The sequence below is a fragment of the Paenibacillus sp. J5C2022 genome (assembly GCF_025567625.1).
Taxonomy (GTDB): Bacteria; Bacillota; Bacilli; order Paenibacillales; family Paenibacillaceae; genus Pristimantibacillus.
Window position 1 is genome coordinate 116928 of sequence record NZ_JAOQJC010000001.1, and the last position, 25776, is coordinate 142703.

A 25776-nucleotide genomic window follows, 5' to 3' on the forward strand; every position below is an offset into this window, starting at 1 on the left:
CATCCAAAAACATCACCTTCCTTCTTCCATCATCGCATCACTGCGATTGTCGGCAGTTGTGCTGCTTGCCTTGTGCGGCGATGCCCAGCGCCATACGAGCAGCAATGCCGCTCCGGCCAGCATGGCACCGAACAGAAATCCGCCGGCCAGCCCCCAGTTCTCATTCAAGTATCCTGCCGCGAACGGTCCTGAGAACATGCCGAAGGCATAGATGGCTTGGTATAAGCCCATAGCGGTTGCCCGCTGGTGCGGCTGGACGTCACGTATGGCAAGCCCGAGCAGAAGCGGCAAATACAACCCTTGGGCAAAACCGTTCACTGCCTGCGTGGCATAGAGCCATTCCAGCGACTGGACGATAGCCAGCGAAGCGGTACAAAGGCCGCCGGTCGCGAAGCCTAAGCCGATCGTTCCCCAATTGCCCAACCGGGGAACGAACCATGTCGCGGTCAGATAAGATGCTGCGGCATGCGGCAGCATAAAAGCGAACACTAGCCAGGTGAGCTGAAAGCCGCTCGCTCCGAGCTGATCCGCTTTCAGCGGCGTAAAGCCGAACATGGTGATGAATAATACGCCATGACCAAGGATGGAAAGCGTGGAGACGCGCAGCAGCAAAGGGGTGCGTACGACATCGCCCGCCTCCGTCAGCGACATACCGGAGCGCTGCTGTCCGGTCTCCTCGGATTCTTTCAGTGAAAGCGCAAGCAGCAAGCCCATCCCCGCTACGAAGGCGCCTGCCCAAAATGGCGCGGCAGGAGCAAGCTGCTCGCTTAGCCAGCCGCTAAGCAGCATGCCGATCATTTGGCCGGATACCGTCATGACGCTTATATTGCCCATTGCTCTTGAAGTGTCATGCGGTTCGAAGTACCCGGCATACATCACTGTAAAGGCTACCCAAGTGGAAGCGCAGAGCCCGGCCATGAGCCTTCCCGCAAGCGGCCAGATCCACAATCCGGGCAGCAGGAACAATAAACAGCTTAAGCAGGCCGCCATCATGCCGATCAGAATGAACAGTTTGCGCTTGCGAAGCGCATCCGACCAGATGCCGAGCGGGAAGCGGACAGCAAGCTGCATAAAGCCATAACTGCCGAGCACAATGCCAATAAATGCGATGGAGTATCCACGGTCGCTCAAATATGGAGTAAAGATCGGCACATAAATGTACATGGATATCCAATATAACAGCGTGACGCCGGTAAACAGCAATCTTTGCCCTCGCGACGCTTTCATTTTCATCGACAGCTCCTCTCCTCAATCACTGTATCGCAATCGCACCCAATTTGTCATCCCATGTTCACAAGATTATAGGAAACTTCCGCCAGTCGTTAACGTAGTGGAGTACAGTTGGTCGTCCAAGGCCGTTATAATGAAAGAGATAAATCAAAGGTCGCATTGGACCCGGAAAGAGGGATGGAGATGAATCAAAACGATCGTATTACGGAAAGCAACGAACGCTACTTAAAAAGAAGGAAGCGGTTGAAGGAAGCGAGGGAGTGGATCTTTTCGCTTGGTATCGCCGTCTGTGCATCGCTGCTCATTCAAAACTATGCCTACGCGCAAACCAAAGTACATAATGTATCGATGCAGAACACGCTGGTCGAAGGTCAACGGCTGATCGAAGATAAATGGTCATACCGCTTCCATGCACCCGAAAGAGGAGATATCGTCATCATTTACGGCGACCAATTCGATACACGGCTAGTGAAGCGGGTTATCGGCTTGCCGGGTGAGACGATCGCAATGAGGAACGGGACGGTCTATATTGACGAGGAGCCTCTGAAGGAGCCGTATGCAAAAGGCGAATCGTTCGAAGGTTCGCTGCAAATGCCGTTGGTCGTGCCGGAGGATGAATTCTTCGTACTGGGGGACAATCGCGAGCGCAGCCTGGACAGCCGCTCCTTCGGCACCGTGCCGAAGAGCGCTATAGAGGGGAAGATTGTGTTTCGTATTTGGCCTGTGCATGATTTTGGTCTTTTGGATAAAAAATGAATTCGTAATAATTTTGTAAGATTCCATTTCTATATCGTTTAGAATTGCGCGGTATTCTAGACGAGGGAAGGAAAGGGGCTGCTCCATGAAGGACGTGATGCAATGTCCATAAGATTACGGCTGTATCTCTCCTATTTGGCTATGGCTTTCGTTCCCGTCATTCTCATGAGCAGCTTTTTCATTCTGCTCTATCACTTGAGCGGCAAGGAAGATTTGCGCAAGCTCTCGGAAGAAAGACGGGAGGAGTACTTTAACCAGGCGTTAATCTATGGCGAGTTAAAGTATGTGATCGACGACGATACGGGCAGACTGGAAGATAAGGCATTTCTCCATGAACTGCAGACGAGGTTGAGAGAACAATGGGCGGGACTTCTGGTCGGGCAAGACGGTGTGCTTACGAATGTATCGCCATTTCTGATGGAATTGTCGCCCGAGGAAGATTGGGCCGAATTCTATCGGGAGCCGCCGGAGAAAACCAGCTTTCATCTGTACCGGTTCAGCACCCATCAAATTGAATTTCAATACCCCGACGGCAGTGCAGGACGTATCGTCCTGTTGAATCGCATGGAGACGATCCCGATATTCTGGGACCCTCTGGTGATGATTATTATGCTGCTGTTCGTAGGTCTTACAAGTCTTATACTGACCTATCTGGTGTCGCGAAGCATCATTAAGCCGCTGCAATCGCTAAGAACGGCCGCAATCCGCATGAAAGATGGGGATCTGTCGGAGAAGGTTGCGCTGGGGCGCAAGAAACCGTCGAAGAAGAGTTGCCGCGACGAGATTGTTCAGCTCGGAACGGCATTCGAAGAGATGCGGGATCGCTTGAAGCAATCCATCGACCAGAGCTTGCAATATGAAGAGAACAGGAAGCAGCTGCTTTCTCATATCTCCCATGATTTAAAGACGCCGATCGCGGCTATTAAAGGATACGTTGAAGGCATTCGCGACGGCATTGCCAATACGGACGAGAAGCGGGAGCGCTACATGCTGACGATTTACCGGAAAGCCTCCGAGATGGATCGATTGATCGACGAGCTGTTCCTCTTCTCCAAGCTGGATCTGCAGAAGGTTGCTTACGACTTTAAGGTCGTGGATATCGGACTTTATCTGGAGGACTTCATGGAAGAGCAGCGGTTCCATCTGGAGAAGTCGGGCGTGAAGCTGCAATTCCATAGAAGGGAAAGCGGAGAGCTGCCGATTGCAGCCGATCCGGACAAGCTGAATCGCGTATTGGCGAACATATTGGACAATAGTGTGAAATACATGGCACAGCAGGATGAGAAAGGCGCATCCGCGATTGAGGTCGACATATGGAGAGCGGGACAGTATGCCATGATTGCTATTCAGGACACAGGGCCAGGTATAGAACCGGATGATCTTCCTTATATATTCGACCGGTTCTATCGTGCCGAGCAGTCGCGTAATTCGGAGACGGGCGGCAGCGGTCTTGGACTTGCCATTGTCAAGCAGATTGTGGATGGCCATAACGGCGAAGTATGGGCAGAGAACGGGGATGAAGGCGGCGCGCGCTTCTGCCTGAAGCTTCCTCTTGTCCAATCTCTCCGAGGTGGTGAATGGGAATGAAGAACATCTTGATTATTGAAGACGAGCTGGCTATCGCAGAATTGCAGCGAGATTATTTGGAAAGCCACGGGTACAGCGTCCGTATAGAAGGCAGAGGCGACAAAGGACTGGAACTGGCGCTGACGGGCAAGTACGATCTGCTCATCCTGGATGTGATGCTGCCCAAGCTGGACGGCTTCGAAATATGTCGGGTGGTGCGGAACGCACTGGAATTGCCCGTCTTAATGGTGACGTCGAAGAAAGAAGATATTGACAAAATTCGCGGACTTGGACTTGGCGCCGACGACTATATAACGAAGCCATTCAGTCCCAGTGAACTAGTTGCAAGGGTTAAGGCCCACTTATCCAGATACGATAGGCTCACTTCGGGACAGTCGGAGCGGGGACAATTTATTCAGATTAGAGGGCTTGTCATCGACAAGCTGTCGCGAAGAGTGACGATCCATGAGCAAGAAGTGATGCTGACCTCGAAGGAATACGATCTCTTGCTGCTGCTGTCCTCGCATCCCAACCGCGTCTTCCAGAAGGAGGAGCTGTTCGAGCGAATATGGGGGCTGGATTCCAATGGGGATGTTGCAACGGTAACCGTTCATATTAGAAGGCTGCGCGAGAAAATCGAGCATGACCCTTCCAATCCCCAGTTCATCGAGACGATATGGGGTGTCGGTTACCGGTTGAAAGTATAAACTTGTAAGAGGAGTGTAGCCAGTTGAAAAGTATTATTAATTTCTCGTTGAACAACAAATTCGCATTATGGATCATGACGGCAATCGTTATGTTCGCAGGTCTGACAGCCGGTATGAGCATGAAGATGGAGACGATTCCGGACATTACCATTCCGATCGTGAGCGTTACGACCGTCTACCCCGGTGCAGCACCCGATGAAGTGATGGAAAAGGTGACCAAGCCGATCGAGCAGCGCACACGCAACTTGAAAGGCGTCAATATGGTCATGTCCACTTCTTACGAGAATGCCTCCAATATCGTACTTGAGTATGACTACGATACGGATATGGAGAAAGCGGCTACGGAAGTGAAGGAGATTCTTGCCGATATTCCGCTTCCGGAGGGCGTACAGACTCCCGATATCTCGCGCATCAGCTTCAACGCATTCCCGGTCGTATCCATCAGCTTGTCCAATGACAGCTTGGACCTGGCGGCCTTGACGAAGGAAGTCGCGGAGAGCATTCTGCCAAGGCTACAGGGCATTGAAGGCGTAGCGGACGTTCAGGTGTCCGGCCAGAATGTTATGGAAGGCATATTGACCTTCAAACCCGATGTGCTGGAGGAAATCGGATTAACCGAGGATATGGTGAAAGGCATTATTAGCGCTTCGACGCTGAAGGTGCCGATGGGCATCTTCGAATTCGGCGAAAGCGAACGCGCAGTTGTCGTAGACGGCAACATCGCGACGGAAGAGGATCTGAACAATCTCGTTCTAGTTCCTGGAGTCAAGCTCAGCGATGTAGCCGAGCTGACGATCGAAGGCAAGGCGGAGTCCGTCTCGCGCACGAATGGCAAGGATGCCATCGGTATTAATATCGTGAAGTCGGCGGATGCGAATACCGTCGATGTCGTCAACTTGGTGAAAGAAGAAATCGCGGATATGGAAGCGGCCAATCCGGATATGCTCTTCACGATATCGCTTGACCAAGGGGAACCAATTGAAGAGTCTGTCCACACGATGTTGAGCAAAGCTATTATTGGCGCCATCGCGGCAATTATTATCATCATGCTGTTCCTGAGAAATATCAGGTCTACCATTATCTCCGTCGTATCCATTCCGCTGTCGATTGTTATCGCGCTTTATCTGCTTAAGCAGATGGATATTACGCTTAACATTATGACGTTAGGTGCCATTACGGTGGCGATCGGACGCGTAATCGACGATTCCATCGTCGTCATCGAGAATATCTATCGCCGAATGTCGCTCTCCGGCGAGAAGTTGAAGGGCAAGGAACTGATCCTGGAAGCGACGAAAGAGATGTTCGTTCCCATTATGGCTTCCACGATTGTCACCGTTGCCGTGTTCCTGCCGATGGGACTGGTATCCGGAATGATCGGCGAGATCTTCCTGCCATTCGCGCTTACAATCGTGTTCGCGCTGGCGGCTTCCTTGCTTGTGGCAATAACCGTCGTGCCGATGATGGCGCATATGATGTTCCGCAACGGTCTTAAGGGCAAGTTGCATGACGACAAGCCGGGCAAGCTGGCCATGTCTTATAAGCGCGTACTGGAATGGACGCTGAACCATAAGCTGGTCACATTCGGTCTTGCTACGCTGCTGCTCATCGGGAGCATTATGCTGTTCCCGCTGGTCGGAGCCAGCTTCCTTCCGGAAGACGAGCAGAAGCAGCTGCTCGTCACGTATAACCCGGCGCCAGGCGAGACAAGAGAGCAAGTGGAAGAGATGGCGCTTCAAGCGGAGAAGGTGCTTCTGGAGCGCGATGGCGTTCGCGTCGTACAATATTCCGTCGGTGGACAAAATCCGTTCAGCCCGGGCGCTTCCAAGCAAGCGCTGTTCAACCTGAGCTATGACAAGGAATTCAAAGGATTCTCGGAGGAGAAGGAGGCCGTTGTTCCCGTCTTGCAAGAGCTAGGTGGGAAAGGCGAATGGAAGCAGCAGGACTTCTCCGGCGGAGCGATGGGCGGCTCGGGACTCTCACTTCTCGTGTTCGGTCCGGATATGGATTCGCTGCAGCCTGTCGTGAAGGACATCATGGCAGAGCTGGAAGGCGTAGAGGACCTGGAGAAAGTGGATTCCAGTCTGAGCGAGACGTATGAGCAATATCGCATAGTCGCCAATCGCGACAAGCTGAGCCAGTATGGATTGACGGCTGGCAATATAGCGATGACGCTCAGTCCGGTGCGCGATCGTCCCGTCCTTGCAACAGTGGAGAAGGACGGAGAAGAAGTGAATGTGTATTTGAAAGTGGAGGAACGATCGTATAGCAGCCGTACGGATCTGGAAAATGTTATGATCCCTTCGCCAATGGGCACTGCGGTAGCGCTGAAGGAAGTGGCTTCGATTGAGGAAGGCGAGACGCCGAACACGATTACGCGGCGCGACGATCGCATCTATGCCGAAATTACGGCCGATGTGACCTCGACCAATGTCGCAGCCGTGTCAAAAACCGTGCAAGATCGCATTGATGCAATGGAGCTGCCAAGCCATATTGAAGTCAAGCAAGGCGGTGTAACCGAGCAAATGCAGGAAACATTCAGCCAGCTTGGGCTTGCGATGCTGGCAGCGATCGCCATCGTCTATCTGGTGCTCGTATTGACATTCGGCGGCGGTCTGACGCCATTGACCATCCTGTTCTCGCTGCCATTCACCGTCATAGGAGCCATGCTGGGCTTGCTTATCGCTGGCGAAACAATTAGCGCGACAGCGATGATCGGCGGACTGATGTTGATCGGCATTGTAGTGACGAATGCGATCGTGCTGATCGACCGCGTTATTCACAAGGAGAATGAGGGATTGACTGTAAGGGAAGCGTTGCTGGAGGCCGGCGTAACAAGGCTTCGTCCGATTCTGATGACGGCAATCGCGACGGTCGGCGCTTTGCTGCCGCTCGCACTCGGCTTCGAATCCGGCGGCCTTATCTCCAAGGGAATGGCGGTAACGGTAATTGGCGGTCTGACCAGCTCGACGCTTCTTACGCTCATTATTGTTCCGATTGTGTACGAATTCCTGAACCGGAAGAAGGACAAGAAGAGAGCGCTGGCTGCCGGGCAGCAAGCTTAATAAGCCGAAGCATGCAATAAGCGTGCTTAACAATGAGGCAAGTCCCACGGATTTTAATCTGTGGGGCTTGCTTTCGTATTTGTTGATGATGCGGAAGCGGAATGCGTCGTCGCAGCTGATGCGAACAATTTTGCCAAGGCAGGCGCTTTTATACCGGTATAGCTGTTATACTGTTGGATAAGCTGGAAAATCGTATGATGAGTGAAAAGGAAGTGGATAATGATGTTCAGTCCGGATCAAACAACAATAGGTTTCATAGGCATCGGTGTCATGGGGACCAGTATGGCTACTCATCTTCATCATGCGGGTTATGAGGTGCATCTCTATACGCGTACAAAAGCAAAAGCTCAGCCCTTGCTGGAGAAAGGAATGCACTGGGCTGATTCCCCGAGCGAATTAGCGAAGCAATGTCAATGCATCGTGACGATCGTCGGTTATCCTCGGGATGTTGAAGAGGTCTATCTGGGGGAGGATGGCTTGCTGAATCATGCATCGCCTGGTTGCGTTCTTATTGATATGACAACGTCCAGTCCCTTGCTCGCCAAGCGAATCTACAAGGCAGCGGCAGAGAAGGGCATGCATGCACTGGATGCGCCGGTATCCGGTGGAGATGTAGGTGCAAGAAACGCTGCGCTGTCCATCATGGTAGGGGGCGACGCCGAGGCGTTCCGGCAAGCGGAGCCGATTCTGCGGCTAATGGGCAGCAATATTATACGGCAAGGCGAAGCCGGCGCCGGGCAGCATACGAAGATGGTGAACCAGATTGCGATTGCATCCAATATGATTGGCGTGTGCGAGGCGCTGGTCTATGCCAAGTCGGCCGGTCTCGATCCGGCATCGGTGCTGAAGAGCATAGAGACGGGGGCGGCGGGAAGCTGGTCGCTGCAGCATCTTGCTCCGCGTATAATTGCGGGCAGGTTCGAACCGGGCTTCTTCGTCAAGCATTTCATCAAGGATATGGGAATCGCCTTGCAGTCTGCTGAAGAAATGGCTATTCGTCTCCCGGGTCTCGAACTTGCGAGGAAGCTGTATGGCGAGTTGGCGGATGCGGGGTTCGGGGATGAAGGCACACATGCGTTGTATAAATTGTGGGAGATGAACAAATAGCAATCGGGATGGGGGAGCGACATTGCGTAACACGTCCAGGCATCGTCCGATCCGACGGTCAAGGCTGCGATTATGGGCGGGAAAGTGGTGGTATACCGGTCGGCGATATTGGCATTGGCTTAGCGATCGCTCTGTGACAGCAAGAAGGAAGGAGCAGACTAGATTGCCATACAGCCATATTCGGCACGAGACGCCGTACGTGCGCCAGCTGCGTCAGGTGGAGCGATGGATTCATACGAATAAAATCATAAACTTGCGATTGGCGGCGGAGCGATTGGACGGCTTGCTGCTGCAGCCCGGCGAAACGTTCTCTTACTGGCGTACGATCGGCAAGCCGACTCGCCGCAAAGGTTATGTAGAAGGTATGATCCTCTTCTATGGCGGATACAAAACGGGAATAGGAGGCGGCTTGTGCCAGCTCTCCAATCTGATCTATTGGATGACGCTCCACACTCCGCTTACCGTTACGGAGAGGCACAGGCACAGCTATGATGTGTTTCCCGATGCGGGCAGAACCCAGCCGTTCGGCAGCGGAGCGACTTGCGCCTACAACTATCTCGATCTGCAAATCCGCAACGATTCGCCCCATGTCTATCAGCTCTGCTTAACCGCGGCGGAACATACGCTTAAGGGAGAGTGGCGTTCTGCTCAGCCACCGTCTTATCGTTACGAAATCTATGAAAGGGAGCATCGCATCCTGTCGCAGCCATGGGGAGGTTATATGCGCTGCAATGTGATCGCGCGGAGAATATGGAATTCGGACAATGAGTTGATCGGGGACGAATATGTCACGAGGAACGAGGCGTTGATGATGTATTCGCCTATGCTGGGAGAGAATGACGTACGGCGGCAAGCGGAATAAGAGACGGATGAGAGAGGCAAACTAGGGGACGATCAGCAAAGAGCAGCAATGCCGTTATACAGGAGGTCGTTCCATATGATCAAGCAAGTCGTCTTGAAAGCGATCATGTTATACATCAGCTTGTCCATGCAAGGCGGTCATCCCGATGATACAGCTGTTCTGTTCGCCCAGCCGTCCTATGCCGAGTGGGGGAGAGTAGCGATGGAGGAAACGGCCAAAGCTTATCAAGGCGCCTCTATTGTCGACTACAAATATGAGGGGCGGCAGACGGGCGCGTCAGGCGAAGCCAAGGAAGTGTTCCGATTATGGCTGCGCCAAGACGAACGGGAATTTGCCGTACGGGTAACCGTAACGGTAGAGACATCTAGGGACCGTTTGGTAAATGTCAAGCTTGAGCAGCTAACGTCCAGGGGTGAATGACTACGATTGAATCAACATATGCCAGCACTCCGAATGTTTGCCAGATTGCGCAGCGGGTGCTGGCTGTTTTCGTATGAATGCGGAAACAATTCGTTCCTTTACGGCGTTAATAGTATACAGATAGAGATGAGAGGAGAAGGGGGGAAAGAAGTAAGATGCGAACAAGAAGCCAAAGTCGAATTACAGCCATTCTCATCGCGCTCGTCGCAGCCATGGGCTGCCTCATCCTGCTGCAAGGTACAACTCATGCGGATAAGAGCAGTATCGGGATAGAATCGAAGGTTGCCGCAGGATATCAAGGGATGTATGAGCTCGGTCAGTGGTATCCCGTTCGTATTAGCTTGACGAACAGATCCGATCGGCACTTGCAAGGCGAGCTTGTATTCTCTACGTATTCGACGGAATACGGCGCATCGGATTATGTGGTGGAGACGGAACTGCCGATGGAATCGGAGGTTGAAGTCGTCATTGGCGTTCCTGGCATGAACCTGGACAAAGAGAATAATACCATTCGCTTCTTCGAGCATTCCTACAAGGAAGGCAAGTCAATTCCGATCAACGGGGATACCTATGCGACGGGTCGTTCCGTAACCGGCAATTATGTGATTGGCGTTGTATCGCGCGATCCTGATACATTCAACTTCATGCCTGCGCTCAATCAGCGCGGTTATTCCATAGCCGTCATTCCCATGCAGACGGAGGAGCTGCCTGACGAGGCGACGATGCTGGCCATGTTCGATACAATCGTACTTAACGATGTCGCTACCGGCAATTGGGACTCATCGCATGTAGCCGCTGTCAAGGAATGGGTGGCGATGGGGGGCACATTAGTGTTGTCGGGCGGTTCGGGTTATGCGAAGACTGCAGAGGCATTCCAGGAGATGGCTCCTGTTACGGGAAGCGGTACCATTGTCATTGAGAACCCGTCGGCAATTGCTGCGGCAGGCGGTACGGAGACGAAGCTGTCGGCTCCGATAACCGTGTCCGTCGGCGAACAGAAGAGCGGCTCCGTTAAATTGACAGAAGGTGGTATCCCGATCGCTGTTCATCATCAATACGGCTTCGGTAGCGTCATCTATGCCGCATTCGATGCTTCCCTGGAGCCGATGGCTTCCTGGCCGGGCAGCGCGATGCTATGGGCGAAGCTGCTGCAAGGCTCGTCATCGGTGCTGCAGTTGAACGTTTCTACGAAGAGTGGAGACAATATGCTCTATTCCATGAATCAGTGGATAGACACGTTCCCTACGATTAAGCCGCCGAGCTTCTCTCTGCTGCTGCTGCTGTTCTGCATCTATATTCTTATCGCCGCTCCGCTGTTGTATGTGCTGCTATCGCGGCTCGACAGGCGGGAATGGGCTTGGTGGATTATTCCTTCGCTGGCAGTTGTCATGGGAGCGGCTGTATTGTATGTCGGGGCGGGAGACAAACGCGTGCCGTCCGCCCATTCCATTGAGGTCATCCGGCTGTCGAACGACGGTCATGCCGTCAGCTATGGCGGTGCCGGCGTCTTCTCGCCAACCGGAGGAACCGTTACGATGCAGTTCGCAGATGAGCGGATGCTCCGCTTATACGGCAACGATAACTCCTTCGGCGGAGGCCTGTCTGGAAGCGGCAATCATCAAGTACTGCAGGGGAGTCATGCCGTCAGCGCCAGATGGCATAACGTGCCTTACTGGTCGACGCGGAAGGTATGGATGGAGCTTAAGCTTATGTCTCCGGAGCAATCAGGAAGCTTGCAGGCGGAATTCGCGCCGGGCAGCGGAGGCCTGAAGCTGAAGGTAACGAATCGTACAATCGACGACTTGCACGATGTGGCGCTGCTGATGAACGGTTCCGTTCTGCCGATCGGCAGCTTGCTGCGCGGTGAAAGCGGAGAAGTCACCTTATCCGGAACGGCTGCTTCAGCAGGCAATTATCAATATTTTCAATACGGCGATACTATGTTCCCTTATCCGAATGGCGCGCAAGTTGACGAAAACTATAGGCAGCGAGATATGATCAATTATTTGATGAACGATTATTCCGGCGGACTCATGCCGAACGAACCGACGATCGTCGCGATCAGTGAAGTTGAAGCAAGCCCGTTCACGATGAACGGCAAGGCGGTCAAGTCTGACAATTTGCGCTTATGGCTGTACGAGCTTGACGAAATGGAGACGTCAGCCAGCGGCTTGAACCCTGAAGAGACATTAGAGCCTGTTATCGTATCCAGCTCGCTGGAAAGCATGGAGCAAATGCGGAAGGGCGCGCTTATTGTAGGAAAGGGCGAGTTGATCATGGAATACTTGGTGCCTGACGATACGGCGGATTTAGAGGCCGTTCATATTAAGTATCCAACAACGCTCAAGCAGCCCGGCGTTCAATTTACGATCTGGCATGAAGCAGGCGCGGAGTGGGTGGAGCTTCAGGAAGGAGAACTGCCCGAGCCAAGGCAATATATCATTGAGGGTCATACCATCCGAGTAAAGCTGGAATCGACAGTCCATCAGGAGACGACGCTTCCTCAGATTGCGATTAAGGGGGCGATGGGCAATGAATGAAGGACAGGAGCATGCTGCAGCACGTCCGATGATCGAGATAACCGGCTTGAGAAAGAGCTTTGGTGCTTTCCAGGCGTTGAAAGGAATACATCTGAAGATTGATAGAGGCACAGTGTTCGGATTCGTCGGTCCCAACGGGGCCGGAAAATCGACCACGATGTCGATCCTGGCTACGCTGCTTGCCCCTGACGAGGGGGTTGCACGGGTCGATGGACTGGATGTGACGGAGCATCCGCACGAGGTGCGCAAAAGAATCGGTTATATGCCGGATTTCTTCGGCGTATACGACCAGTTCAAAACCGTGGAATATTTGCATTTCTACGGGGCCAGCTATGGCATTCCGAGGGCTGAGCGCGAACAGCTGATTCCTCAGCTGCTGGAGCTTGTCAATTTGAGCGACAAGCGTGACGCCTACGTGGACTCTCTGTCCCGCGGCATGAAGCAGAGGCTGTGTCTGGCCCGCTGCCTCGTGCATGATCCGGCGCTGCTCATCCTCGACGAGCCGGCATCCGGACTCGATCCGAGGGCACGGATTGAGATGAGGGAGATTTTGAAAGAATTGAAGGCAATGGGCAAAACGATTCTCATTTCTTCGCATATTTTGCCTGAGCTCGCGGAAATGGTGGATGAGATCGGCGTAATTGAGCACGGACAGCTGGTGGCGGTCGGCCATGTGGGAGATATCCAAAACCGGCTGCGCACAAAGCGTTTTCTTCATATCCGTCTTCTGGAACGGCTGGAAGAAGCGGAGAAGCTGCTGCTGGCATGTGAGCATGTGAACCGGGTATTGCGCGATGAACGCGGTATTCGCATTTATTTCGGCGGCGGCGACGAAGAACAGGCCAAGTTGCTGAACCAATTGATGGCCGAAGGGTTTCGCGTCGTGTCGTTCAGCGAGGCGCAGACGAACCTGGAAGACGTATTTTTGGAGATTACGAGAGGAGGCGATGTGGAGCATGCATGATCATCAACATGGGCTGAAGAAAAGCGACGTGAACTTGCGCCACTTGCTGATCAATCCCGTACTGAACAAGGAATTTCGGCTTCGCATGCGCTCGCCGCGGGCGATGTGGACGCTGTTTTTCTATTTGTTCGCCATCGGTCTTCTTACGTTTACCGCCGTTTTTTTGACGCAGGTCATATCCGGCAGATCCAACACCTTCAATCCGGATAGCGGAAGATTGTTGTTCATCTTTTTGAGTATGGCCCAGATGGGTCTGATCGCTTTCATGGCTCCAGGGCTGACGGCAGGCATCATCAGCGGCGAGCGCGAGAAGCAGACACTCAATCTGCTGCTTACGACGCAGCAGAGCTCGGCGACGATTATTATCAGCAAGCTGGCGGCTTCATTAAGCTTCATGGTGCTCGTGGTGCTAAGTACGATTCCGATGTACAGCATTGTGTTTCTGTACGGCGGAGTGTCTCCGAAGCAGCTTGTATTCGTGTTTCTGTATTATCTCTTTCTCATGCTGGTGCTCGGCTCGTTCGGCATCATGTTCTCCACGCTGTTCAAGCGGACGATGCTGTCGGTCATTGTGACCTACGGGGTGACGTTGTTCCTGTTCGCGGGCACGATCGTCATTTATTTACTCCTTCAGGCGTTCTTGCAGCAATCGTCCGTGCAGTATGGTGCAGTCAGCTTCTGGATGGGTCATGTGATGGCCTTGAATCCCGCAGCCGCCCTGTACAGTCTGTTCGACTCAACCTTCTCAGACAGTATCTATCGTTCCATCAGATGGGGCGGTGGCAGCGTCCAGTCTGCACCGCTTCAGCTGTGGCAGCTGTTCCTGATCGTCTACTCTGTTCTTATCGCGCTGGCATTATGGACTGCCATTCGCAAGCTGCGTCCCAGCCTGAAACGGAGAAGAAGGTAATGCCCAATTATCGAAGGCGGAGGTGGTATAACGATGGAAGAGGATCGATTGGCATTGCAGAAGCTGATTCGGCCCCTGCGCAGGAGACTGTTGTTCTTCCGCTGGCTGCGATGGTGTCTTATCGGGTTGAGCCTCGGCAGCGGAGCGGCGGCGTTCGTGCTGGCGGCGAGCCGGCTATGGCCTCTTCCTTATGCGAAGCTTATCGCTTGCGCGCTGCTGGTAACGGGACTTCTGGCGGCCTTCATCGCAGCTGTGCGAAGGGGAGTGTCTCTGCGTGAAGCGGCGAGGGTGATCGACAAAGGGGAGGCGGAAGACGCCGTATTGACGGCGATGGACAATATGAGAGAAGAGAGGGCTTGCAGCGAAGAAGAAGCGCGGATGCTGCTATGGCAACGGCAGGATGCTATTCGGGCGGTCGAGCGATTCGTCGCCAATCTGCCGCAGCGCGTGCCATGGCCGGCGTGGAGCACGTGGCGGCTGGGCGTATACAGCGTCTCGGCGCTGTATATGCTCCTATTGGTGCTGTTCCTCCTGCCGAATCCGATGGATGAGCGGGCGACGGCGATGCTTGCCCTTCGGGAAAGAGCTGCACAGCTGGAGGAAGAGCTTGATGAGCTGATCGCTGAAGTAGATGAAGAGACGCTGCCGGACGAGATGGAGGCGGAGCTGCTGCAGCCGCTGGAAGAGCTGAGAAGTCAGCTGCAGGATATGAACGCTGAAGGTAAGCTGGAAGAAGAGCTCCGGGAGGCGATAGAGGAGCTGGAGCAGCTCCGCAGCGAAGCGGAAACCGCAGTGAAGCGACTGGAAGCGGCAGCGGAGTCAATGCGCGATGAGCCGCAGCTCTCCGATCTCGGTCAGGCTCTGCAAGACCGAGACATGACAGGCATGCAGCGGGCGATCGAAGCGCTTCGATCGGAGCTGCATGCCCTCGAGCCAGCGGAGCGCGAAGCGCTGGCGCAAGCATTGGAGCGGCTCGCTGCCGAGCAGCCGCTCCAGGAAGGCGCCGACGATGCGCTGTCGTCGGCGCTTCCGGCGGCGGCGCAGCAGGCGCGCGCCGCCGGAAGCGGCGGGGCGGCGACGGGCGAAGCCGCCCCGGGGAGCGGCGCGGACGACGGCCTCGCCGCGCTGGAGCAAGCGCTCGCCCATGGCATGAGCCAGGGCGAGCTGGAGAGGCTGGCCCGTAGTGTGTCGGGCCAGCTTAGCCGCAGCGGTGGGCAGGTGCCCGCTGCGGGTGAATCGCCGCCGCCGGGACAGTCCGGTGGCGGTGATGGCGTCGCGCCCGGCAACGACGGCAGCATGCAGCCGGGAGCCGGCGACGGGGGCGTCTCCCGGGACGGTGATGGAGCAGGCGCTGAAGGCGTGAGCGAATCTGGCAATGGAGCAGGAGCTGGTACCGGCGCCGGAACTGGTAACGGTGCGGAATCTGGTACCGACGCTGGATCTGGCAATGGAACAGGAGCTGGTACCGGTACAGGAACTGGCAATGGAGCAGGAGCTGATACCGGCGCCGGAACTGGTACCGGTACAGGATCTGGAGGTGCATCATCCGGCGGTGGTGCAGGCACGTCCAGCGGAAGCAGAACGATGGTAACGACGCCTCGTACGATGGCAGGGGAAGGTGAAGATCATTCGGATGGCGGGCCGTCTTCGGGCGGAGATATCAGCAACAGTGGACCATCCATAGGGAATGAGGGCGTATCGAGGCCGTATGAAGAGGTGTTTGGCGAGTATGCTCGTCAGGCTAGAGAGTCGCTTAGCCACAGCAGCTTGCCGTCCAGCATGCAGGAGAAGATAAAGCGCTACTTTGAGGCGATTCAGCCGGAGTGAAGAACTCGCTGTATGACTGTACATCAGGAATGTTTGTGTACGTTGTACGAAAATTCGTTATTACTTAGGCACTAAAGCAAGTAGGAGCTATCGCTCAAAATGGTCACATAGACTCGGAAAAGAAGAGGAAGGTGTGCGCTATCGCTCATTTTGGTCACATAGGCCCTCCAAGTGTGCCTCATACCGCCGAAAAGTAGGAGCTATCGCTCAAAATGGTCACATAGACTCGGAAAAGAAGAGGAAAGTGTGCGCTATCGCTCATTTTAGTCACATAGGCCCTCCAAGTGTGCCTCGTACCGCCGAAAAGTAGGAGCTATCGCTCAAAATGGTCACATAGACTCGGAAAAGAAGAGGAAAGTGTGCGCTATCGCTCATTTTAGTCACACAGGCCCTCCAAGTGTGCCTCGTACCGCCGAAAAGTAGGAGCTATCGCTCAAAATGGTCACATAGACTCGGAAAAGAAGAGGAAAGTGTGCGCTATCGCTCATTTTGGTCACATAGGCCCTCCAAGTGTGCCTCGTACCGCCGAAAAGTAGGAGCTATCGCTCAAAATGGTCACATAGACTCGGAAAAGAAGAGGAAAGTATGCGCTATCGCCCATTTTGGTCACATAGCCCCGCCAAGCCCATCTTGCCTTGTCGCCTGACAAATGATGCGATTTAACTGTCACATTTACAAATAATGATCACTTGATCGGGGCATTATTACAAGTCGATCGTCAAGATAGTTGAATTAGGGGTGCGTGTTGTATGAAATTTCGTACAAAATCGTCACGATAGTTGGATTAGAGGTGCGCGTTGTATGAAATTTCGTACAAAATCATCACGATAGTTGGATTAGAGGTGCGTGTTGTATGAAATTTCGTACAAAATCATCACAATAGTTGCAGTAGAGGTGCGCGTTGTATGAAATTTCGTACAAAATCGTCACGATAGTTGCATTAGAGGTGCGTGTTGTATGAAATTTCGTACAAAATCATCACAATAGTTGCATTAGAGGTGCGCGTTGTATGAAATTTCGTACAAAATCATCACGATAGTTGGATTAGAGGTGCGCGTTGTATGAAATTTCGTACAAAATCATCATGATAGTGGTATCAGGCGTGCAATTTGTATGAAATTTCGTATAAAATCGTCACGATAGTTGGATTAGAGGTGCGCGTTGTATGAAATTTCGTACAAAATCGTCACGATAGTTGAATTAGGCGTGCAATTTATATGACATTGGCCGGCAGTATGAGAGGGTGGCTTGTGTGTGATTTACTCGACAAACAAGATGCTGATCGACTATTTTGACTGCAACCGACAGAGGAAGCAACAGTTAGCAAAAAAACAGCTAACCGATAACAGCTTGTACAGTCTGATCGTCAATTGGATAACGAATATGATGCTGGGGAGGAGTCGTCATGCTGGAATCGCGAGAGCAGATTCATGAAGCGTCGACGCGAATGACGCGGCTGAAAGTGGAGATCGGCCGAGTCATTGTGGGTCAGGAGGAAGTGATCGAACAGCTGCTTTGGTGTCTGTTCGCCGGAGGACATGCGCTGCTGGAAGGCGTTCCGGGATTGGGCAAGACGATGCTCGTCCGAACGGTGGCCGATGCGGTCAGCTTGCAATTTTCACGTATTCAATTCACGCCCGACTTGATGCCGTCGGATATTACGGGGACGACGGTGATCGAATTCGGCAGCGGCGGACGGCAAGAGAGATTTTTCCAGCAAGGTCCGGTGTTCGCGAATATGGTATTGGCCGATGAGATCAACCGGGCAACGCCCAAGACGCAGAGCGCGCTGCTGGAGGCGATGGGAGAAGGCTCGGTGACGGCAGGAGGGGCGACCCATCAGCTGCAGAAGCCATTCTTCGTCTTGGCCACCCAGAATCCGATCGAGCAGGAAGGCACGTATCCGCTTCCGGAAGCCCAGCTCGACCGGTTCCTGATCAAGATTCGCATCCAATATCCCACGCGCGAAGAGCTGAAGGAGATTGTCCGGCGCACGACGGCAACGGCCATTCCAAGAGCGGAAGAGGTGATGGACGGTCATGATGTGGCCGCCATTCAAGCGATGGCAAGAGGACTTCTGATCGGGGAAGAAGTGCTGGATCTGGCAGCGAGACTGGTCATGATGACGCATCCGGCACAGTCTGACTCACCGGAGACGGTTAAGCGCTATGTCCAATACGGGGCAGGGCCGAGAGCCGTTCAGGCGCTTGTGGCGCTAGGGAAGGTCAGGGCGCTGCAGGCGGGCAGGCTGCAGGTGTCGTGGCAGGACATAAGGGAAGCGGCGAAGCCCGTCTTAAGACATCGTGTCATACTGACCTACGAGGCGGAAGCGACAGGACATTCTGCCGACGAGATAACGGATGCAATCGTTGCTTCCATCGAGGCTTCCAGATGACCGACATGATGAGCGATCTTCATGCGAACGCAGTACGGCATACGCCTGACGAGGCGTTGCAGCTGCTATTTCCCCGGCAGGAGCTGCTGCTTCAGCTTCGTCGGCTGCGTGTGGCATCTTCAGTCCGGACGAGAGGCATGCTGGCGGGAAGGCGACGTTCGGCTACGCTTGGCAGCTCGATGGAATTCGCCGATTATCGCGCGTATGTACCGGGTGACGATATACGGCGTCTGGACTGGAATGTATACGGGCGCACGGACAAGGCATATATCAGGCAGTATTGGGATGAACAGGAGTTATCGCTTCAGCTTGTGCTGGACGCCTCCCGTTCGATGACACACTTCGGAGACGGCGACAGCAATAAGTGGCATTACGCTCTCCGTCTCGCGGCAAGCGTCGGATATACGGCACTCGGCGCCGATGACCGGGTAGCTGTCAAGATGCTGCAGCCAGGCCAAAGCGGTGCAAGCTTGCCGTTCCTTCACGGCCGGGCGGGTGCTGCGAAGCTGATGTCGTTCTTGTCGGACTTCTGGCGTTCCGACTGGGAGCGTGTTCGATCAGAAGGGCTGGTCGGCGGCAAGCGGACAGGCCTGCAAGGCGAGCTTGCCGAGTCCGAAGGGCAGCAAGAGGTAGGGAAAGAACCCCATGAACAGGTCGAATTGGATATGTTGAGCATGTTCCGAGCCCAATGCGGCTTCATGCGTCCCGGAGCGACATGGCTGTTCACGGACGCTTGGTTCGAAAGCGGAATAAAGGAAACGTTGCTGATGCTGGCCGGGAAGCGGCAGCATACGGTGCTGGTGCATCTGCTCAGCCCGAAGGAGCAGCATCCCCGATTGGACGGTGAACTGCTGCTGATCGACAGCGAACTGCGGAGCGGCAAGGAAGCGGCTGTCTCCAGACGGCTGCTTCACGACTACGAAGCAGCGCTGGCGAGCTACAAGCAAGAGCTTGCCGCGCTTTGCTCGGAGCTAGGAACCGTGTACTTGTTCGCGGATACAGGGAAGCCAGTGGAGAACGCGATTGCGGAATGGAGTCGCATACCGGGAGCGTTGAGCCGGCAATAGGCGAAGATGAATTGCGGAAGGAGGAGCGCGATGCAGTTTTTATCTGCGGCGTCTGCATGGTTTGCTGCGGCTTTGCCGGCAATCATTCTCATGTACTTGCTCAAGCGGAAATATGAACGAACCGAGATTGCAAGCCACTTGCTATGGAAGCGGGTATTGAAGGAGCAGGAGGCGAACGCTCCGTGGCAGAAGCTGCAGAGCCGCTGGCTGCTGCTTCTGCAATTGATCATAGCCGTACTCATCGTACTGGCGCTTATGGAGCCATATTGGGAACAGCCGTCCCGATCGACCCATCATGCCGTGCTGCTCATCGATCGCTCTGGCAGTATGACGAAGAAAGCTTCCGCGGAGCCGGGCGACGGAACGAATGGCCGTACGACTATACTGAATAAGGCCATAGTCGAAGCGAAGCGCTGGCTGAACGAACAGCCGGAGAAGCTGCCCGTATCAATTGTCGTCACCGGCAAGCAGCCGAAGCTCATCGCTGCGGGTTTGCGGGACCGCAATAAAGCGCAAGAATTGCTGTCATCTATCACCCCTTATTATGGAACAACCGATTATACGGCGGCGTTGTCTCTGGCCGATTCCTTGCATGCGGGTCAGCCTGGCGGCCTGACCGTCTTGTTCTCAGACGGGCAATGGGGGAGTATCGAGGAGTTGTCATCGATCCAGCTTCGAGCGCCTTTGCGCTTCATGGATGTGAACGAGAGTTTGACGGGCGATAATGTCGCACTGGTCTCTTTCGATATTGCGGGCAAATCCGGCGAAGTACCGGGTTACTATGGCATGGCGGCAATCCGGAACAATGGCATCGAGTCCGTGACAAGCGTCGTCGCGCTGTATGCCCATTACGCCGACAGGCCGCCCGAGATGGTGGGAGAGCTGATGTTGCATGCGGCCCCCGACTCTTGGCAAAGCGCCGAGATTCGGCATCTACCTCCCGCTGATTATTATCGGGCTCAGCTGCAGAGCGATGCAGTAACGATCGATAATGTCCTCTATCAATTTCCCGGCGACACCGCTGCCGGCAAAGTACTGCTTGTGACAGAGGTGAATCTGTTCCTGGAGAAAGCGCTGCAGCTGTCGGGATTGACCGTCATGAAGGCTACTCCCGATGGCGCTGCCCCGTCAGGAGAGACGGCGGCATCGGCAGATTGGGCCGTGCTGGATACGAATGCCGATGCTCTGCTTGAGGAAGCGGAATGGTCGGCGCTCCTTGCGCAATTGCCGTTATGGATGATCGACCATCCCGAGGCTCCACAAGGTCTGATCAGACCGTCTTCCAGCCATACCGTTATCGGGGAGCATCCCGTAACCGAGCATCTTCAACTGGCAGATATGCATATTGGAGCGCTGGGCAGCTATGAGCAACGTGAGATGGCTTGGGGAGAAGCGATTATCACATATGGAGGAATTCCGGCCTTGTATGCCGGGACTGTCGACGGATTGCCGCGCCTGTGGCAGTCGTTCCGTCTCCAGGATACCGACTGGCCTCTCCGGCAGGAATTCCCTGTGTTCGTCCTGCAAGCCGCAAGCTGGATGAACGGCGGACTTCATCCGCATCTGGGAACGGTCGTCGCAGGCGATACGATGGAGTTCGCCATGTCAGGAGGAACGCTGCAGGCGAAGTGGGAGCTAGTGGCTTCCGCGGATGAGTATGCGAGGCAGGAACTGGAAGCCATTCGGGGAGAAGCGGCTTATTTGCCGCTGGACCGGTCGACTCATATCGCTCCGCAGCTTCCCGGATTGTACAGGCTGACCGAGCTTGGAGAGCAAGGCCGGGTGCTGGCACAGCGATATTTGCATGTGAAGGCAGATGATAAAGAGCTCATGGAGCGGACGAATCGAGCTGACTGGACATTCCTTGAAGAGACATCCGGCAGTTCGGGAACGGAGCAGGCGGATTTTTCCAGAAAAGGTGATCCGATACGGACGCAAGAAGACGGAATGCTTCCGAATTCATATATATACGCCTGGATTGCCTTGCTCCTCATACTGCTTCTTGCGGCGGAATGGGAGGTGTATCGTCGTGGGTATTGAACTGTCATCACCGCCGGCGATGTTGCTGCTTCTGCCATGTCTATTGCTGATATGGTGGATGCTGAGGGGCACGCTTCGATTGCGAGGCAGTCGCAAGATCGCGGTCATCGCAACGAGATCGATCATACTTGGCCTGCTCGTAGCGATGGCGGCAGGCATCCATCCCTACAAGCTGCTGCAACACCGCCAAGTCGTCATCGTCGCGGACCGGTCAGCCAGCATGGAGGATGAAGCCGGGCTGGAACAGTGGATTGCGGAGGCATGGAGCAGCAAGGAGGAGGAGGACGTCGGAGCGGTGGTCGCATTCGGGGCCAATGCGATTATCGATTCCATTCAGTCTGCGCAATCCGAAGCGGATCACGGGCGGTACGAATTCATCGCCAAGCCGAATCCTTCCTTTACGGATATGGCAGCAGGCATGCGTCATGCCGCCGCTCTGCTGCAGGGTTATGGCGGAGGTCGAATCGTTCTGGTGACCGATGGGAAAGAGAATAGCGGAGATGCGCGCCGGGAAGCCAGATTGTTGAAGGATGCCGGGATTCCCGTGGACGTCTATCATTGGCCGTCGGGGGGAGGGAGCGATGCAGCGATTGAAGCGTTGAAGCTGCCAGCCGTCATGAAGGAGGGCGAGTCGTTCTCATTCCAGATCTCTATCCGCAGCACCTTCAGCGGCATGGCGGAGCTGAAGTTGTACGAGGGAAACAAGGAAGTCGGAGTATCCGGGGTACAACTGGAGAGGGGGGATAATCTGTTCTCCCTGCGAGGCGTCGCTTCGGAAGCGGGATTTCATACCTACAGAGCTGAACTGTATGCGGAGGCGGACGGGCAAGCCGCCAACAATACAGCGCATGCGTTCAGCCGCATTACAGGACCCGGGACCGTCCTAATTGTAGAGGGAGAGCCCGGCTCGTCGGGCAATGTGGAAGCAGCGCTTGCCGCTTCTTTCATCCGAACGGAGACTATTTCGCCAGAGCAGCTTCCTCTAGAGCTGACCGATTATGCCGCTTATGACAGCATTGTGCTGAATAACGTTCCCGCCACGCGTATTTCGGAGAAGCCGATGAGATGGCTGGACAGCGCTGTTGCAGACTTCGGAATTGGAATGGTCATGCTGGGTGGAGACAGCAGCTTCGGATTGGGCGGTTACTTCGACACGCCGATTGAGCGCGCATTGCCCGTATATATGGATCTGCAGGGGAGGAAGCAGATGCCGACACTTGGTCTGACGCTTATTATCGACCGCTCCGGCAGCATGTCCGGCACCAGCCTGGAACTGGCTAAGGAAGCGGCGATGCGGACGGTGGAGCTGATGCGCGAGGAGGATACGGTCGGGGTTATCGCCTTCGATTCCTCTCCATGGTGGGTGGTGGAGCCGACTCGTCTGCAAGACAAGGAATCCGTCCTATCGGCGATACAAGGAATTGGCGCAGACGGCGGCACAGATATTTACAAGGCGCTTCAGAGCGGATTCGAAGGGCTGCTTAAGGTCGAAGCGCAGCGCAGACATATGATTCTGCTGACTGATGGACAGTCTGCGACGTCGACGCCCTATTCCACGATCACGAACGGCATGAAGGAAAATGGGGTAACATTGTCAACTGTCGCTGTCGGCCAAGGAGCGGACAAGCGTCTGCTAGAGGAGCTGGCGTCTGCCGGAGCCGGCCGGTATTACTATACAGAGGACCAGAGCACGATCCCTGCCATTTTCAGCCGAGAGACCGTACTCATCTCCCGTACCTATGTCGTGGAAGGAGCGATTGCGCCGATTGCCGGTTCGGCCGGCGACTGGGGACGGCTATGGAAAGATGGCGTTCCGCAGCTGCAAGCCTATATCGCCACAACGCCGAAGGAGCTTGCCGAGGTTGCCCTCTGGTCCTCAGAGGAGGACCCTCTGCTGGCAAGATGGTCGTATGGCGCAGGCAAGACGGTAGCCTGGACGAGTGATTCAGCCGGCAAGTGGTCGCGGGATTGGGTACTGTGGTCATCTTACCCCGATGTGCTGACGGAATGGGTGAAATGGACGTTCCCGCAATTCCAGCATGCGCCGTACCAGATCGAGACGAGGCTAAGAGGCGAAGCGGCGGAATTGACAGTCACCAGCACCACCGGTCATTCTCCTTCTATGAACGGTACGTTAGCCGTCCGCATCCGGGAGCATTCCGGGAATGAGCGTACAATCGGATTGTCTCCAGCGGGGCTCGGTCAATTCCGGGGCGAGTTGCCGTCCGCTGAACCGGGTGCATACTTAGCCGGCATCGGCAGCGTCAATGGCGAAGCGTTCACTGGCGGCACGACCGCGGGATTCGTCATTCCATATTCCCCGGAATACCGAATTGGCGATGACGAGGGAGAAGGACTTCTGCACGCTGTCGCTTCGTTAACGGGCGGCAGAGTCATACAGTCGGCGGAAGAAGTGTTCCGATTCCAGCCTCCCGCGATAAGGAAGCCGTATGACTGGACAAGAGAGATGCTGATTGCTGTATTGCTGCTATGGCTGCTGGATATCGCACTGCGCCGTTTATCCATTCCTTGGACTGGATGGGCCAGCTTGCTGCACCGAGCAATGTTCCGCAAGGAGAACAGGATGACAGTACGGCAAACCACTGTCGATTCGCAGCATGTACTGTCTAGGTTGCAGGAGAGGAAGGGCAAGAGGAGCTCGTTTTTATCCGGCGGCCATGAAGGAGATGAGGGTCATGTGCGGCTGCGAGACGGGGTGAAGGACGCACCGATTCCATCGGGGGGGCTGATCGGCGATCAATTAGACAATAAGGGCGGTAGAGCGAGTGTCGAGCAAGAGAATGCGCAATCCGCTACGGTCAGTCGGCTGCTCGCTGCCAAAAAGAAAAACAGACGATAGCGTTCTTCATCCTGAATAGAGCATGATGAAAACCGTTGTCCATATCGCTATGGACTTTGCGCGCATGACACGTTACAATGCTAACAGCAATGCAATATGAGCTGGAAAGGAGTTGCCGTGACAACATGATACGCGAAATCACAGCTGCCGAGCTGCACAGCAAGCTGGAGCAAGGTGCTGGAATCAATCTCATCGATGTCCGCGAGCCCGACGAATGGGAAGAAGGACATATATCGCAAGCGAGAAGCATTCCTCTGTCGGAATTTCAGGCGAGAGAGGGCGAAGTGCATCTGGAGGAAGGCGATGTCGTCATTATTTGCCGTAGCGGAGGACGCAGCGGCAAAGTGTGCGAATATATGCGCTTGAAGGGGTTCGATGTTGTCAATGTATGCGATGGGATGCTGGCATGGCCAGGAACCGTCGTGACAGGCCAATAATGGAATTGCAATGCATGCATCATGAACGGGACTTGAGCAGAGAAGCTGCTGTCCCGTTCATTTTAATTCCGGGAGGGATACAGGTTGGATAATGAGTTGCTGCTCACCACGGATAGATTGGACGAGCGAAGAGTGACGGTCTCCGCCGGGCAGATAGGGGAGTCTGCCAGGAAAAGCCGTGATCTTCTCGTCCCCGGTTCGCCGGAGGGCGAGTACAGCTTGGAACGAAATTGGAGGGAAAGCGGAATTGCCTCATCCAGAGATGCAGAGCCTTTCTCCGGTATTGAGGTTGCAAGAGCTGAACAAGTGCTTGTCGTGTCTGGCAGCACTTCCGCCATAACGCATCGCCAGATTGAGGCGGCTTCTGCCAAGGGATTCCAGCCGATACGGATTCCGCCGATCGCTTTCCTCGACAGCGAGGGATTGCCGATGCAACTTCTGGATGCGGCAATTGCTCTGCTGGAGGCAGGAAGAAGTGTCATCTTGTTCACCGCTCTCGGTCCGCATGATCCCCACATTGCAGAGACAAGGGAACTGTTGCTAGCGCAAGGCGTTCGAACTACAGAGATAGCTGCATGTATCGGACGGAAGCTGGGAGAGTGGACGTTCGAGATCGTAAGGCGAACACCTCTGAGAAGAATTGTCATTGCAGGCGGAGATACGTCAGGTTATGTGGCTGATGCGATGAATATCTATGCTCTGCGGATGCTGCTGCCGATCTGCCCTGGCGCTCCGATGTGTGCAGTATATGCTGAGCCGAAGGAACTGGAGGGATTGGAGCTGGCATTAAAGGGAGGCGAATTCGGCGACGCAGATTACTTCGAGCAAGTGCTGACGGCTTCGGGCTATGCCTGGGGATGTGAAGAGGAAAGGAACAAGAAAGTAGCAGCTGAATCATGAACGCGATTTTGGCATTAATGCAGCAATTACAGCTTGCAGGCAACTATCTGTTGCACTCAGGTTATCGGCCGAGATGCAGCTGGCAATAACTATAAGGAATATTAGCGGAAGCGATCAGGAGGCCTG

At 54.5% G+C, this 25776-nt stretch carries 18 protein-coding genes; 17 read left to right on the top strand and 1 reads right to left on the bottom strand.

Features of this window, described 5'->3' with window-relative positions:
* Positions 1-12 precede the first annotated feature (12 nt).
* The gene (locus M6D81_RS00600) at positions 13-1233 is read right to left on the bottom strand and encodes an MFS transporter (protein WP_262674822.1); all 1221 of its coding nucleotides are present in this window, start codon (positions 1231-1233) and stop codon (positions 13-15) included.
* Between the two features lie 180 nt (positions 1234-1413).
* Between M6D81_RS00600 and lepB the strand changes: the two genes are divergently transcribed.
* From lepB to M6D81_RS00685, 17 genes are all read left to right on the top strand, one after another.
* The gene (gene lepB / locus M6D81_RS00605) at positions 1414-1986 is read left to right on the top strand and encodes a signal peptidase I (RefSeq protein ID WP_262674824.1); all 573 of its coding nucleotides are present in this window, start codon (positions 1414-1416) and stop codon (positions 1984-1986) included.
* A 102-nt stretch (positions 1987-2088) separates the two neighbouring features.
* Positions 2089-3573: a sensor histidine kinase gene (locus M6D81_RS00610; protein ID WP_262674826.1), complete on the top strand. Its 1485-nt coding sequence runs from the start codon at positions 2089-2091 to the stop codon at positions 3571-3573.
* Complete coding sequence (locus M6D81_RS00615; protein WP_262674827.1) at positions 3570-4259, top strand: response regulator transcription factor; 690 nt, start codon at positions 3570-3572, stop codon at positions 4257-4259. Before M6D81_RS00610 ends, M6D81_RS00615 begins: the two co-directional genes overlap by 4 nt.
* A gap of 23 nt (positions 4260-4282) precedes the next feature.
* Positions 4283-7321 carry an efflux RND transporter permease subunit gene (locus tag M6D81_RS00620; RefSeq protein WP_262674829.1) on the top strand — a complete coding sequence of 1013 codons (3039 nt, stop codon included), beginning with the start codon at positions 4283-4285 and terminating at the stop codon, positions 7319-7321.
* 219 nt (positions 7322-7540) lie between these two features.
* Positions 7541-8428: an NAD(P)-dependent oxidoreductase gene (locus M6D81_RS00625; protein ID WP_262674830.1), complete on the top strand. Its 888-nt coding sequence runs from the start codon at positions 7541-7543 to the stop codon at positions 8426-8428.
* Positions 8429-8450: 22 nt separating this feature from the next.
* Positions 8451-9290 (top strand): VanW family protein, encoded by an 840-nt coding sequence (locus M6D81_RS00630; RefSeq protein ID WP_262674831.1) that lies wholly within the window; start codon positions 8451-8453, stop codon positions 9288-9290.
* A 75-nt stretch (positions 9291-9365) separates the two neighbouring features.
* Complete coding sequence (locus tag M6D81_RS00635; protein ID WP_262674833.1) at positions 9366-9710, top strand: YqzG/YhdC family protein; 345 nt, start codon at positions 9366-9368, stop codon at positions 9708-9710.
* Positions 9711-9865: 155 nt separating this feature from the next.
* Complete coding sequence (locus M6D81_RS00640; protein WP_262674834.1) at positions 9866-12250, top strand: DUF7408 domain-containing protein; 2385 nt, start codon at positions 9866-9868, stop codon at positions 12248-12250.
* Positions 12251-12278: 28 nt separating this feature from the next.
* Positions 12279-13214: an ABC transporter ATP-binding protein gene (locus tag M6D81_RS00645; RefSeq protein ID WP_262675080.1), complete on the top strand. Its 936-nt coding sequence runs from the start codon at positions 12279-12281 to the stop codon at positions 13212-13214.
* The gene (locus tag M6D81_RS00650; RefSeq protein ID WP_262674835.1) at positions 13207-14124 is read left to right on the top strand and encodes an ABC transporter permease; all 918 of its coding nucleotides are present in this window, start codon (positions 13207-13209) and stop codon (positions 14122-14124) included. The genes M6D81_RS00645 and M6D81_RS00650 overlap by 8 nt, the downstream gene beginning before the upstream one ends.
* A gap of 33 nt (positions 14125-14157) precedes the next feature.
* Entirely contained in the window at positions 14158-15951 is a 1794-nt protein-coding gene (locus M6D81_RS00655) for a coiled-coil domain-containing protein (protein ID WP_262674836.1), read from the top strand.
* 1405 nt (positions 15952-17356) lie between these two features.
* Entirely contained in the window at positions 17357-18346 is a 990-nt protein-coding gene (locus tag M6D81_RS00660; protein ID WP_262674837.1) for an AAA family ATPase, read from the top strand.
* Positions 18343-19413 carry a DUF58 domain-containing protein gene (locus M6D81_RS00665; protein ID WP_262674838.1) on the top strand — a complete coding sequence of 357 codons (1071 nt, stop codon included), beginning with the start codon at positions 18343-18345 and terminating at the stop codon, positions 19411-19413. Before M6D81_RS00660 ends, M6D81_RS00665 begins: the two co-directional genes overlap by 4 nt.
* Positions 19414-19443: 30 nt before the next feature.
* The gene (locus M6D81_RS00670) at positions 19444-21453 is read left to right on the top strand and encodes a vWA domain-containing protein (protein WP_262674839.1); all 2010 of its coding nucleotides are present in this window, start codon (positions 19444-19446) and stop codon (positions 21451-21453) included.
* Positions 21443-24313 carry a VWA domain-containing protein gene (locus tag M6D81_RS00675; protein ID WP_262674840.1) on the top strand — a complete coding sequence of 957 codons (2871 nt, stop codon included), beginning with the start codon at positions 21443-21445 and terminating at the stop codon, positions 24311-24313. The genes M6D81_RS00670 and M6D81_RS00675 overlap by 11 nt, the downstream gene beginning before the upstream one ends.
* Positions 24314-24438: 125 nt before the next feature.
* Positions 24439-24750, top strand: a complete 312-nt coding sequence (locus tag M6D81_RS00680; RefSeq protein WP_262674841.1) for a rhodanese-like domain-containing protein — start codon at positions 24439-24441, stop codon at positions 24748-24750.
* 84 nt (positions 24751-24834) lie between these two features.
* On the top strand, positions 24835-25650 hold the full coding sequence (locus M6D81_RS00685; RefSeq protein WP_262674842.1) for a nucleotide-binding domain containing protein: 816 nt from the start codon (positions 24835-24837) through the stop codon (positions 25648-25650).
* The last annotated feature ends 126 nt before the right edge of the window (positions 25651-25776 follow it).